This window comes from Levilactobacillus cerevisiae, from assembly GCF_003946245.1.
Taxonomy (GTDB): domain Bacteria; phylum Bacillota; class Bacilli; order Lactobacillales; family Lactobacillaceae; genus Levilactobacillus; species Levilactobacillus cerevisiae.
Genome location: NZ_RHNN01000004.1, coordinates 1 through 13,766 on the forward strand (window position 1 = coordinate 1; position 13,766 = coordinate 13,766).

General features: G+C 49.9%; 11 protein-coding genes. 7 read left to right on the forward strand and 4 right to left on the reverse strand.

Going from position 1 to position 13,766, the window contains the following annotated elements:
- The first annotated feature begins 322 nt into the window (after positions 1-322).
- The 4 genes from EKM99_RS02210 (at position 323) to EKM99_RS02225 (ending at position 5,030) form a co-directional block, all read left to right on the forward strand.
- Entirely contained in the window at positions 323-748 is a 426-nt protein-coding gene (locus tag EKM99_RS02210; protein WP_125580502.1) for a universal stress protein, read from the forward strand.
- 323 nt (positions 749-1,071) lie between these two features.
- A complete protein-coding gene (locus EKM99_RS02215) occupies positions 1,072-1,956 on the forward strand; it encodes a hypothetical protein (protein WP_125580504.1) in 885 nt (294 codons plus the stop codon).
- A 1,176-nt stretch (positions 1,957-3,132) separates the two neighbouring features.
- On the forward strand, positions 3,133-4,248 hold the full coding sequence (locus tag EKM99_RS02220) for a YibE/F family protein (RefSeq protein ID WP_125580506.1): 1,116 nt from the start codon (positions 3,133-3,135) through the stop codon (positions 4,246-4,248).
- Complete coding sequence (locus tag EKM99_RS02225) at positions 4,245-5,030, forward strand: YibE/F family protein (protein WP_125580508.1); 786 nt, start codon at positions 4,245-4,247, stop codon at positions 5,028-5,030. The genes EKM99_RS02220 and EKM99_RS02225 overlap by 4 nt, the downstream gene beginning before the upstream one ends.
- Before the next feature lie 51 nt (positions 5,031-5,081).
- Here EKM99_RS02225 and EKM99_RS02230 read toward each other — a convergent pair whose 3' ends face one another.
- The 4 genes from EKM99_RS02230 to EKM99_RS02245 all read right to left on the reverse strand — a co-directional run bounded on the left by EKM99_RS02230 (position 5,082) and on the right by EKM99_RS02245 (position 10,123).
- The gene (locus EKM99_RS02230; RefSeq protein ID WP_125580510.1) at positions 5,082-6,233 is read right to left on the reverse strand and encodes an SH3-like domain-containing protein; all 1,152 of its coding nucleotides are present in this window, start codon (positions 6,231-6,233) and stop codon (positions 5,082-5,084) included.
- 42 nt (positions 6,234-6,275) lie between these two features.
- On the reverse strand, positions 6,276-7,604 hold the full coding sequence (locus EKM99_RS02235; protein WP_125580512.1) for a GW dipeptide domain-containing protein: 1,329 nt from the start codon (positions 7,602-7,604) through the stop codon (positions 6,276-6,278).
- A 145-nt stretch (positions 7,605-7,749) separates the two neighbouring features.
- Entirely contained in the window at positions 7,750-8,835 is a 1,086-nt protein-coding gene (locus EKM99_RS02240) for a peptidoglycan recognition protein family protein (RefSeq protein WP_125580514.1), read from the reverse strand.
- Positions 8,836-9,631: 796 nt separating this feature from the next.
- Positions 9,632-10,123 (reverse strand): Fur family transcriptional regulator, encoded by a 492-nt coding sequence (locus EKM99_RS02245; RefSeq protein ID WP_125580517.1) that lies wholly within the window; start codon positions 10,121-10,123, stop codon positions 9,632-9,634.
- A gap of 386 nt (positions 10,124-10,509) precedes the next feature.
- Here EKM99_RS02245 and EKM99_RS02250 point away from each other — a divergent pair, with 386 nt between their 5' ends.
- From EKM99_RS02250 to EKM99_RS02260, 3 genes are all read left to right on the forward strand, one after another.
- Complete coding sequence (locus EKM99_RS02250; protein WP_125580519.1) at positions 10,510-11,196, forward strand: VIT1/CCC1 transporter family protein; 687 nt, start codon at positions 10,510-10,512, stop codon at positions 11,194-11,196.
- A 27-nt stretch (positions 11,197-11,223) separates the two neighbouring features.
- Complete coding sequence (locus EKM99_RS02255; protein ID WP_125580521.1) at positions 11,224-11,931, forward strand: VIT1/CCC1 transporter family protein; 708 nt, start codon at positions 11,224-11,226, stop codon at positions 11,929-11,931.
- 198 nt (positions 11,932-12,129) lie between these two features.
- Complete coding sequence (locus EKM99_RS02260) at positions 12,130-13,707, forward strand: APC family permease (protein ID WP_164511487.1); 1,578 nt, start codon at positions 12,130-12,132, stop codon at positions 13,705-13,707.
- Positions 13,708-13,766: the final 59 nt, after the last annotated feature.

Below are 13,766 nucleotides of genomic sequence, written 5' to 3' on the forward strand. Positions count from 1 at the left end.
GAGACCAAAAAAGCTAGAAAACCTCAGAGCCACAAAGGGCTGGTTGAGACTTTCTAGCTTACGGTGAATAATCCAGGTGTAAGTAAAATATGCAGGAAATTTGCAATTTTTGGTGGGGTGCGGGGAGTGTCATTTTGCGAGAAATCCAGGTTAATGGCGAAGTCATGGTGCGAGTATGAGAATTAGCTAACATTTCCAGGGGAACCCTAAAAATCTCGTGATAAATCGCGCAAAACGCTTCCCCGCCAGCGCTTTAATTGTTATGATGAAGTTGTAAAAACGATACCACATGGATGGTTTACTATAGGAAGGACGGGATATTATGTATGAACGGATCTTAGTACCAATGGATGGTAGCAAAAACGCGCACGCAGCGCTGATTGAGGCCACCAAATTAGCCAAGGAGCTGGGTTCTAAATTGTTCATCGTTTCCGTCGCCAGCGATCAGACCTATGCCCACTATGGCGCGGAATTTGGCAGTGAAATTGTGACTCACTTCAAGGAAGCCGCCACGAGATTCCTGGAAAGCGCGGTCGCCGAAGTCGAAGCACAGGGTGTGCCGGTTGAAACTTCCTTTAAAGTGGGACTGCCGAAACCAACGATTGCTAAGACGTTGCCAGCTGAATTGCGCACCTCTCTGACGGTCATCGGTCGCTCCGGTGTTCACGGTTTTGGCCGGGCCATCATGGGGTCCACCACCAGTTACGTGGTTCACAATTCAGAGACCAGCGTGCTTGTGGTTGATTAGTCATCGCACTAATTTTTTAAAGATAAATTTGCTATTATTGAAGTCCACCGACCTGTTTCTAGGGCGGTGGATTTTTACGTTTAGCTGGTGGCAAGTTTCCCGGGGAAGTTACGAGCAGGCGTTAAATTTAGCCAGCAACCTGTTCAATTTCGCCACTAATTTAGGCGCAAAATGTTCCTACAGCAGAATCAAACGGCCACGTTCAAAGTTTGCCCCATACTGTGAAAGAATGTGGTAAGATAAACCAAGTATATGTGTACTGAGCTGGTAAGTTTCCGAGCCCAATACCCACGGATATTAATCACTGAGGGATGGATAAAATTATGAAGAAGTTTTTATTGGGCGCCCTGGGGCTGTTAGCCTTGACCCTGGCCGGCTGCTCGAGTAACGCACTGACCACGAACAAGACCAGCTACCACCCAACGGCGTTGACTGCGGTGATTAAGGGTGATGCGAAGGCGAAGACCGTCAGTTACCAAATTAACGACGGCAAAAAGCAGCACGTCAAAGTCAACGGGGGAACCTATTTCTTCCAAGTGCCCGCCGCAACCAAGCAACAGACGGTGAAATTGACGGCCGGTAGCGCGACTAAGACGGTGACGGTCAAGCGGGTGACTGCCCTGGGCAACTACAAGAAATTAGCCGCAACCTACAATCAAATGGCGATTGCCAGCTACCTGCCCACCAAGGTGCAAAAGCAGATGCTGACGGCCCAGAAGACTCAAGCAGCAACCAAGAAGAAGTTGGCCGCGTTAGCCAAGACGAACCCAACGGCCGCTGCCGCCGCAATTCAAAAGGAACAAGCAGCCGCCAAGCAACTACAAGCCAAGCTGGTCACGGCGAAGAAGCAGGCCAAAGACGACCTGTTGCCAACAACGGCCAAGGACGGCGTACAAAATTTGGTTAACAACCAGGACGTCACGGTTCGGGGTAACGTACAGGATGGCAAGCTGATGGGCTTAGCGCTGATTGTGCCAACCAAGCAGATGAAGACCAAGTCCGGTCAGAAGAAGTTTGGGACGACGTTTGCCTTACTGGGCACGACGCTGAAGGCCAAGCCGAAGTACGTCATCAACAAGTTTGAAAAGGTCTTGAAGGACGCTAAGAAGAACAGTAGCTCGACTACTACTAAGACGATCCGGTCGAACGGTATCCGGTTCAACACCGGCTTCTCAACCGATCACCTCTACATCTACATGACTAAGTAGCTTTGTCGCTTAAACTGTGTGTTTGCAGCGCCTCCGGGCTGGTGAAAATGAGACCGGATCGCTGTGGGCGGCCGCGCGGAGCCGAAAGGCGGTCTCCGCGCTTACTTTGAGCCGCTGAAGTGCGCGTCTCAAAGATACCAATTGCCTAAGCGGCGCACCCCGCCGCTAAGGCAATTCCCACGGCTTGGCTCATTTTCACCAGCCCTGCGGCTGACACTGGTTTGGCCCCGCGCTACTGGTCCTGGTAGTTGTTGTGTTCAGTTGGCGGATTTGTAGTTGAGCGTTTGTGTGTTTGTGCTGGAGCAAGTGTATGTGGCGTCCGTTCCCGGCGGCGAGTTTAAGGTGGCCTGCTGTGGGGGCCGGCTCCAGCCTGAGAAGCGGTCTTCCGCCTCGACTTGAAACCTCGCAAGATTCGCGAGTTTCCAAGGTCGGCCCATGGCCTAAGCTGAGAAACCGCTCAGCTAATGCCATCGACACAGCTGGTCACCTTGACTCGCCTCTAGTCACTTTACACGGATGTTCTCGGCTTCAGTGGGTGTTACCGTCGCTGGCTCATTTTCACCAGCCCCGTGGTTGATACTGGGTTATAGTCGCTAGGGGATTGGAATTAGCTGTAGCGCATGATGATTAGGCCATTGCCATCCGCTAGCACAGATAAATATGACATGTTTTGAAGTCTGAGGTTAACTCAGGCTTTTTATTTTGGCCACTACGGACTGTGTTCGTCCGCTTAATTGTGGTAAGTTAGAGGTACTGTCGCAATCTGAAGGCAAAATAAAACGCACCAACAATTATAAATTGTTAGTGCGTTCTATGGTATTGGCGTCCAGCTTACTTTTTGTTCTTTAACCAACGTTGTAAGTCTGAAATTTCGTCGCGGCGCTTCCGGTCCTTTTTACGGTTGACCTTCCGGCGGCCTTGTACGCCATTTGGATGTGCTTTTCTCATTGTAAAAACCCTCGCTTAATTAAAATAACAATCGACTGTAAGTGTACTGGTTTTTGCGCGGAAATGCAAGGCTTTCACGGTATTTCGCTATTTTTAACCAGCTATTATCCTAGTCAGAACGCGGGTTACTGTGATTTCATTAAAATTTTTCTGGGGACCATTTCCACCTCTCAGAAAGTGGTATATTGGATGCAACGTGGCAAAAGAGGTTAGGAAGGGACGGGCAACATGCAATTTTTTAAGACGAAAAAGGGGCGCCTGTGGACCTGGTTGCTGGTTCTTTTGATTGGTGGGGTGCTGGTCTGGGGCACGCACCATGACGCGGCCATTTATCACGATCCCATCATGCAGGTGACCAGCGTGCGCACCGGGGCGACGACCAAGGAGACGGATGACTTTCATAACGTTGACGCCCAAACCAAACAGACGTTGCAGGGGAAAATTTTAAATGGAACTTACAAGGGGCAGCGGTTGACCGTGACCAATACGTATTCCAAGTCGGGGGCCATGGATCAGCGCTATCGAATCGGTAGCCAACTCTTCGTGGTCGTCCATGAACGTAGCGGCGACACGCTAACCGCTACCGCCAAGGATATGAAACGTGACACACCGTTAGTCTTCATGATCTGGCTGGTCGTGGGGCTCCTCTTACTGATCATGCAATTCAGCGGATTCATGGCCTTTCTCAGCGTGGCGGCCAACGGGGTACTCTTCCTAATGGCCATCCTGCTAAATGGTTCGACGCAGGGCGCACAGGTACTGTGGATCTTCGGCAGTCTCGCGGTTGTGTTCGCGGCACTCACCCTGTGGCTCGTCCTCGGTGCGAACCGGCAAATGCTGATCACGCTGGCGACGACGCTGGGTGGGACTGCCTTTGCGATTGTGACAGCCTTACTGGTATTTCATTTTACCCATGAAAAGGGGATGTACTACGAATCAATGCAGTACGTTACCCAATTACCGCGACCTTTGTTCTTAGCCGAAACCTTACTGGGGTCGCTCGGGGCCGTCATGGATGAGTCAACGGATATCATTTCGTCGTTATTTGCCTTAAAACGGGAACGACCGGAGCTCTCCGCCAACCAGGTCTTCAAGTCTGGCCGGCAGATTGGGAGTACAATCATGGGGCCGCTGATCAACGTCCTCTTCTTCATCTTCGTGGCGGATACCTTCCCCATGGCGATGCTGTACCTGAAAAATGGCAACAGCTGGGGTTACACGTTCTCGATGAATATGTCGATGGGCGTCATCCAAAGCCTAATCAGTGGGATTGGGATCGTCTTGGCGGTGCCGTTAGCCAGCTTCTTGGCTAGCCGCTTTATGGAAAAGAAGGTGCGCGCATGAGTACGATTAGTGCCTTGGGACTTATCTTGTTGATTCTGATGATCCTAGTCGGGGGTAAAGCCGGCGCGCAGTCATTTCTGGCGTTAATTTTAAACTTCGGTCTGTTGTACCTGGCCATCGTGCTGGTGGCGTTTCAGTTCTCACCGTTGATCGTCACGCTGGTCGTGGGGATGTTGGTGTTGGCGCTGACTATCTTTATGAGCAGTGGGGATGACCTATCCAGTACCGTGGCGTTTATTGCGTCGGCCGCGGTGCTGGTGGTGCTGGTAATCCTGATCGTGCCGGTCGAACACTGGGCCATGGTCCAAGGGTTTGGGCCGGAAGACAGTGAAGACTTGGAGGGCCTGTCCGTCTTGGTGGGGGTCAACTTCGTGCAGGTAACCACCGCCACAGCCATTCTAAGCACGCTGGGGGCGATTGCGGAAGCAGCCATGGCCATTTCAGCGGGACTCAGTGAAATCCTTGAGCAGCACCCACAGGTCACTTTAAAGGCATTGCTGGGAGACGGGATTGCCGTGGGCAAGCAAATTATCGGGACCACGTTCAATACACTGTTTTTTGGCTTCTTTGGCGGTTTTCTGGCACTGTTCATTTGGTTCACCGGGGTACACTACTCGGTGGGTGAAATCTTAAACGATAAAATCTTTGTTTCAGAAATATTGATGATTCTCTTCGCCATGGTCAGTGTGATTCTGACCGTGCCAATCACCACGTGGGTTATGACGCGCGCGGTGGCGGGGCAACGGAAACGCGCAGTGAAGGGGCAGGAGAAACAGGAGTAAACAGAGAGGCATTCACGGGAAATAACGCCGTGAATGCCTTTTTTGAGATGACTATTCTAGTGAGGCCATGCCGGAACTTTTCATTTTCGCCTGACCATTAGCTAGAACGGTGATGGTGCCATAGGTGGATTCCGGGTCGGGGAAACCGTCCGTGAGCGTGTAAAGTTTCTCGTTTGCTTGACTGCCAAAGGTAACTTGACGGGAATTGTCAAGCCGCACATCAACGGGTCCTGGTTTGGGTGTAACGGGTTTTCTTAAGCCCTGGGGATCATGAACCACTTTAATGACGTGGTCGTGGTGATCGTAAAACTTGGCCGTCACGACGCGATTGTTTTTTATGATGAAGAGATTTGGATAGAAGAGGTAGCTCATGGCCAGACTCCGACTGAGATGGCCCTGGTGGTCGTAAACATTATAGACGCGTTGTGACAGGTGGTAACCGTGGCGCGTCGCTAGGGGCTGAATCTGCTTGGTTAGGCGCTCAGTTTTGTTCACGTGTAGAAGACGGGTTGCAGGATCCACGTATTCTCCCCGTGAGAGTTGAAAGCTGTTGCGAATCCAGCCAATGATTTTTGACTTGGTACGAAGCTGAAGGTAGGTACGCCCCTGGTTGTTCGTTGCGGTTTGAATGGCATACAGCTGTTGATACATGTAGGGAGTGACATCATTACTAGTGACGTTAGGTTGGCTGCCAGGAATCGCATTCCAGAGACGCATTGTCGTCATCTTATAATCGTTGGTCGTGTGGTAGCCATCAAAAGAGTTGAGATAGTACGGTCGACGAGCAAGTGATCTTTGCTTAACGACGGGATGAACGCGGTGCAAGTACTTAGCCGGAATGTAGCCGGAAATTTCTAGGAAGGTGAAGTTAGGCGTTGACAATTGATAAGGCGCAGGGGCATGACGCAGTGATTTGAATGTATCAAATAGATCATATCTGCGGATGGCCACCAGCCTTTTGCCATTGTGAAGGGTCCAAACGGCCATGTAGTTCGTTTTATTCGCAAATTTACTGAGATGGTAGCGGGCAGGAATCCGTGAATCGATTTGATAGGTGATGCGACGATTATTAGGCGTGATAATCCCCAAGTGATCCCGAAAGGTTGTGAGCTGCGATGCGGGATGATAAATGATTACGGTCACAACAAATAGAAGACAAATGGCGAGAATGAATTTCTTTAAGTGTCGTTTTGAATTTGGCATATGGGTGACTGCTCCTCGTCAGTTAGTAAATACAAAGTATGCTTAGTCGTCGGGTCCCGTTTCCGTGCTACGCATGAAGGCTTGTCCGTGAGTGGTGACCTTAATTGTTCCGTATGTAGATTCGGAATCTGGATTGCCATCGTCAAGTTCATACAGGTAGCGTCTGCCGTGGGACTGTGTGTTGAACGTCACCCACCGACCGTTACCGTTTCGATGATTCAGCGTCCCCGGTTTAGGGTTTTGTTCAATATATTTCGTCAAACCACTGGCATTTGTTACTTGTTTTACTAAGCGATAGTGGTGGTCGTAGAATTTAACGGCAACAACCTTGCCATGATGAATGTTCATGACGGTTGGATAAAAAAGATAACTCATTGATAACGAACGAATCCAGTCGTGATGGGAGTTGTAGAGGTTATAAACTCTCTGGGCATAATGATAGCCATGTTGCGTTGAGACGGGTTGCGTTTGGAGGCGCACGACATCGGTCTTTTTAGCATGTAACAGTCGTTGGGCGGGGGAGATGAATTTGCCTTGGGTGAGCTGAAAACTTTTACGAACCCAACCCACGGACTCCTTCGCGTTACGTAAGTGCAGATATGTTCGGCCTTGATTGTTCGTGGCTTCTGCTGTTGCGTAAAGTTGTTGGTAAAGAAGGTGACTGACATCTCCGCCAGTCACGTTGGGTTTAGAACCGGGAACAGCATTCCAGACACGCATGGGGGTCATTTTGATATCACTAGAGTGGTAACCGTCGAAAGAGTTTAGGTAGTAAGGGATATTTGGCAATTTTTGACTATGGCGAATGGCCTTTACCCGCCGAAGGTCTTGGATGGGGACGTAGCCCGAGATAGAAAAGTCATCATCGTCAGCCGGCTGTGCGCGATAAAAATGAGGCTTGGTCAGGTATGGTGTGTAAGTGTTGTGGAGGTCATAGACGCGAATTGCTACCAGCGTTTGTTTGGTTCCGTAATAGGTTCGAATAGCCATATAATTGAAATCCTGGTTGTGGGACGTGTAAGGGGCTAAATTATTTTCGTTATTACTGGTACGCTCATGATCTAGGAGACTATCGTAAAACTGGGCATTCTTCGCCAGATGATAAGTAATATGGCGATTGTTTGTGACAACCTTTTGAAGGCTACCCAATTTCTGTTGCAGGTTATGTAGCTGGCGGTGTGTCCGGTATTGAAGCCGTTGTTGTGCCAACAGATTTGCGGGGATGGTGTTCTGGGTATGGTAGACCATTGCCTGTCGTTTTTGTGCGCGTTGTCCGCGTTGATAGTTGTGGAAAATGCTAGTACCAATCAGTGCGAATACGGCCAGACTGCCAGTCAATATGCCGAGAACCATTTCCTTAGAATAGTGCATCCGTTTCTCCCCCCCGAAAAAATAAAATTGTTTATACGTTATTATATTCCTGAATCGGAGGCATTCATACTTGGAATTTATGACATGGATAATAAAAAAACGGCCACCCAAAAAAATGGGTAGCCGTTATTGACGATTGATTAACTTAATTACTGCTGCTGGCGCTACTAGTTGCCGTGGAACTTTCGCTAGCACTCGTGCTTGATGAACTAGCAGAGCTGGCAGAACTAGAGCTGACACTGGCGCTGGTCGTGGTAGCCGTCGTCACGTCCTTCACACCGCTTAAAGTCTTAGAGTAGACCCAGTAACGCGTCTTGCTCGTGGTGTTCTTGGAAGTCTTGATTCGGTACCAAACGGAGCCATTGCTCTTCTTGGCAACCATATCGATGTAGTACGTCTTGCCAACCTTAGGTGAAATCTTGGACCAACTTTGTTTCTTAGCGTTCTTGTTGGAGCCCTTCACGTGGTTGTAGAGGTAGTACTTCTTGTAGGTGCTGCTGAGAGTTGCCTGTTTGTTCGCTGACGTGTAAGTCGCGCTCATTAATTTGGTATGGTTAACGTTCATGGCGTTATAATATTTCGTAACCATTTGGTAGAACATCGCCATGGTGTACTTTTGACTGAAGTACTTACTACCGGCGCTGGCGTAGTAACCAACGGGATCGGTATGGGTTGAACCACCCAAGTATTTCGCAACGGCACCATGAGACCAAACCGTTCCCTTGCCATCGTAAACGGCATCGTTGGGCTTCAAGCCGTATTCGTTCAGGAGATAAGCCGTGTACCAAGAAGCGTTGGCAATTTCGTGAGCGAAGGCGGACTTACTGTGGACTTCGACCTGTTCAAATTGGACGAAGCGGGCGTTACCAGGAGACCCAACGCCCCAAGCCAAGTAATCCGTGTTGGCGATGTTGATGATCCGGGAGCCATCGACGAAGCTGTGAACGAAGGCGTTGTTGTAATTCCGCTTCATGTACGCAATTTCATTGTAAATGGTTGAAGAGGCGTTGGCCGTTTCGTGAATCACAACACCTTCGGGCTTACCTTTACCGTTTCGATACTTGTATTTTGGAAAGCCACTCCAGATGGATTTGGTAATACTTGCTGGTGTAATCTTTTGGCTACTGATGTAGTCGTTCACCTTGGAACTAGCGGAGGCAGTCGTGGTCGACGCGCCAAGAACGCCAGCGGCCCCAAGTGTCACCAGTGCAGTTAAAATAATTTTGTGCATTTTCACCGTGATCATCCCTCAAATCTTTCTTAGTCATTTTTAAAGCAACCCGTTGACCAGGTCACTCAGTCGTAATGGATTAATATTCGTTATCAACTATATACATTATCTGGGGCTGCGACAACCGTCAGACGGGGCTTTCCGCGTAATATTACGTGGCTTATAACGACCATGACGGCATTTGTTTAAGGTGTTTGCAAATAGATTAAAACTTAACGACACCTGTAATGTGGCTGTAACATGACTACGCCGGGCCTAAGCCGTGTTTCCATGAAAATGATTGTGAAAAGATGTTACGGCTACATTTGGAAGCCCTAACACGGTGGGGATGTGATAGGACAGGGCGTGGATACGACTAACAGTAGTGACAACATTGGTTAAACCGACCGGCTTACCGTTCGCCAGATTTAGGCTGGAACGTTGTGGGTAGGACGGCCCAAGCCATAGAGCGGTCTTGGGCCTCGCTTTGAACCGCCCAAACCGCGTTTCAAAGTCGCCATTTTCCAAGAAGACCACCTGGAAAATTCCACGGCTGAGCCTAAATTTGGCTCACTCACGCCTACGTAGCCGGTGAGCAATTTGGGTGAAAAAACCTTGTCAATCCAGCAATGTTCACGTCAATGCCATATTGAAAAACATTCCTAACCGGAGGACCGCTTCTCAGGCCGCAGACGGTCCCCATAGCAGCCGGAATCTCTGGCAGCCGCAGGTGGCAGGGATTCCGTAATCTTTGTCCTTTAGCGGATATTAAAAAAGGCCTAAGCACAGTGGCTTAAGCCTAACAATGAACCAACAATTAGTTTTGTTCCTGTGCCCAGGTCTGCCGTTGGGGATCGATGTGCAGCTTCTGCTGGCACTCGGGGCAGAGCCCGTAGACCTTAACGTGATTGCTGGTGACCAGGTAACCGGTTTGCTCGCTAGCCTGTTGGTTCAACTCATTCTCAATTTTAGAGAAATCGGGTGTGAAGACGTCGGTAATCTTGCCACAGTTTTCACAGATGACGTGGTAGTGGGGACGACCGAAAAAGTCGTAGCGAATCCCACCGTTGTCGTTGGGCAGTTCGATGACGATGCCCAGATCCACTAATAAGTTCAGCGTGTTGTAGACCGTCGCCATGCTCAGGTTGGGCATTTCTAGAGCCAAGGCACTGAAAATCGTATCAACGGACGGATGATTGTGATGGGTCACCAAGTAGGTCAAAATGACCTGGCGCTGGGGCGTCACCCGAACGTGATGATCCTTTAAAGTTTGTAAGGCGTGCGTTAAAAGTTGTTGCTGACCAGCCAAGGGTAGTCCCTCCTTAATAGAATAAGCCAGTTAGGAATTAATCTGAGGTAAGGTTAAAATTTTCCTCAACAAAAATATAGACCTGACCATTATAACCATCTTCGTTAGAAATAGTAAATCCTTTTTTTATAATCAATCTAATTTGACTCCATTAAACCACATTTAATCAAAACTTCCAGTAAAACGACTTATTTAGAATGAATCGCAATTATTTTGAAAAAATAGTGAATTACAGTTTACATTTGCCGGCTAGGTGCGTACAATGGATTTGGTTGTAGATGATAATCATTCTAAACTAGCAGAAAGTGTTAGCTGTCCCAAACTTTTATTTCTGTTAGTGTTAAAATGAAATAGTGAGCACCAAAACTTATCTGGGGGCGGATACGATGAAAAAAGCAAAGAAGCCAGCAACTTTGGCCCAACGAATCAACGTGTTACGGGCGAGCGTGATGGGCGCCAACGACGGCATCCTGTCAGTTGCCGGGATTGTTGTCGGGGTAGCTGGGGCGGCGACCAGTAGTTACGCGGTCTTTATTTCTGGGATTGCGGGGATGATTGCCGGAACGGTCTCGATGGCCATGGGTGAATACGTTTCCGTGAATACGCAAAAGGATGCGCAACGCAAGGCGATTGAGACGCAGACGGTGGCGTTGGATGAGAATTACGACAGCGAATACGGCTTTGTGCGTGACAAGTACATGGCAAGTGGTATCAAACCGGCACTGGCTGAGCAGGCCACCAAGGAAATGATGACGGCCGATCCACTCAAGACGACGGTCAGAGAACGTTTTGGTTTCAACGTGGGGGAGTACACCAATCCATTTTCCGCAGCGATTGCGTCGATGATTTCATTTCCAACCGGATCAATCTTACCGTTAGTGTCAATTAGTTTATTACCTAAGAATCTACGAATCATCGGAACCTTCGCGGCGGTTGTGGTGGCGCTCTCCATCACCGGATACGTCGCGGCTGTCTTGGGGAACGCCAACCGCCGCAACGGCACGGTCCGTAACGTGATTGCGGGGATTTTAACCATGCTGGTAACGTACGGTATCGGTCGGTTATTTGCATAAGAGTAGGCATAAGGGAGGCCCATTAAGATGGTCGCAAATCAAGAGTTACGGACAAAAAAGCAAAAGCAACACCAGACAATGGAAGAAAAATTAAATACGTTGCGGGCCGGTGTGCTGGGGTCTAATGACGGGATTCTAACCGTTGTTGGGGTACTGTTCAGTGTCGCCGCTGCCACAACCAATGAATTTACCATTTTCATCGCGGGGCTGTCGGATTTACTGGCGTGCGCCTTTTCCATGGCATCCGGGGAATACGCCTCTGTCAGTACGCAAAAAGATACGGAAAAGGCTGCGGTGGCACAAGAGGCAGCCTTGCTAAAGACGAATTTCGCCGATCAACAGGCGGCGGTGCAACAATTCTACGTGGACCGCGGGGTAACGGCCGAAACGTCCCTGGCGATTGCTAAAGATTTAATGGCGAAGGATGCGCTGAAGACGGTCGTCAACGTTAAGGAAGACATTGAATTAGGCCACTACATGAACCCGTGGGACGCGGCCTTTTCTTCCCTGTTTGCGGCAAGTCTGGGTGGTATTTTTCCATTGGCGGCGATGACGCTGTTTCCAGCCGCAACACAGTGGCCTGCGACCATTGTGGCCGTCCTGTTGTCCGTCACGTTAACCGGGTTTTTGAGTGCCAAATTAGGCCACGGCCTCGTCAAGACAGCTATCGTTCGGAATTTAATTGTGGGGATTATTACCATGTTTATTCACTATTACGTGGGTCAATTCTTCTAAGCAAACTATTCTCACTTTCTTATTGCAATGCCAGAGAGCTAGCGTAAAATTAATCGAATACGTCAGCGAAGTTGCTGGGCAAAACAAGCGGGAATCTGTCAACGCAGATTCACCCGCAGTGGGGACGGCCTTGCCTGGACAGCGACTTCGGCCTGACAGATTATTTTATAAGTGGGGGCGTTTGGCTTGAAGCGCAAGATGAGTTTATTTTCATTGGTCATGTTAACGCTGAGTGCCATCATCGGCTCTGGCTGGCTGTTTGGTGCCGGCATGGCTGCCCAAATTGCTGGGCCAGCCGCTGTTTTATCATGGATTTTAGGGGCGGTCGTGATTGGCCTGATTGCCTTAAATTACATCGAGTTGGGAACCATGTTTCCCACGAGCGGCGGGATGAGCCAATACGCCGCCTTCTCCCATGGGCCCTTGCTGGGGTTCGTGGCTGGGTGGGCGAACTGGTTGTCACTCCTAACCATTATCCCGATCGAAGCCGTGGCCGCCGTGCAATACATGGCATCGTGGCCGTGGTCCTGGGCGAATTGGACGCGGGGATTTATCAAAAATGGCAACATCACCAATCAAGGTTTAGTCATTGTCTTTTTATTTATTTTAGCATTTACGTTACTGAACTTCTGGTCGGTTAAATTACTGACGCGTTTTACCAGTTTCATTGCGATGTTCAAATTGCTGATTCCCACGCTGACGATTATTGTGTTGGTCTGGACGGGCTTTGAGCCCCAGAACTTTAGTCAGGCGGCAGGATTCATGCCAGCCGGGAGCGCGTCGATTTTCTCGGCGACGACCGCGGCCGGCATTATCTTTTCCTACAACGCCTTTCAGACGACCATCAATATGGGCAATGAAATCGAGCACCCGGAGCGCAACATTCTCTGGAGTATCGTGATTGCATTTGGCATTAGCGCGGTCATTTACACGCTCTTGCAGGTGGCCTTCATCGGTGCCGTCCCGGCAGGCAACCTCACGCACGGGTGGCAGGGGGTTAACTTCCAGTCGCCATTCGCTGATTTGGCGATCCTGCTAAATCTGGGCTGGCTGTCGACGTTGCTGTACCTAGACGCCTTCGTGTCGCCATTTGGCACCGGGGTGTCGTTCGTGGCGACCACGAGTCGGGCCTTGGCCGCGATGACGGGAACCAAACACATGCCGACCAAGCTGGGGGAAATTAACCGGAAATACCAAACACCGCGACGGGCCATGGTAGTTGACATGTTTCTAGGCGTGCTACTAGTCGCTGGTTTTCGGAACTGGAGCGCGTTGTCCAATGTGATTTCCACGTCGACCTTGATTGCTTATTTGACGGGGCCGGTGACGGTGAGCGCTTTGCGGCGACAAGGGGCCCACTTTAGTCGGCCATTTCGTTTGCGGGGCCTGCGTTGGTGGGCGCCACTAGCTTACATTTTAGCCAGTCTTGCCATCTATTGGGCGAAGTGGCCGACGACGATTGAGGTGTTCGGCGTGATTGCGCTGGGCCTCGTCTTTTACGTGTATTATGAAGTGCGGCGGCCCGCGGGGTGGCAAGCGTTGCGGGCTAGTCTCAAGGGTGGCCGGTGGCTGCTGGCGGAAATGGTATGGCTGACAATCATGTCGTTGGTCGGTAGCCATGAATTCGGCGGTGTCGGCTGGTTGCCATACCCGCTAGACTTCGTCGTGGTAGTGCTGGGCAGTTTGGCCTGTTACTACCTGGGCGTACGGGACGCGTATTACAGCGAGTCGTTTGAGATTGCTGAAGAACTGAACCGACGCGTTACGGAAGATTAAAGGGTCTTATAAATGAGTTTCCAACCGATTTATGTGGTGGAAACTTTTTTTGTGCTAAA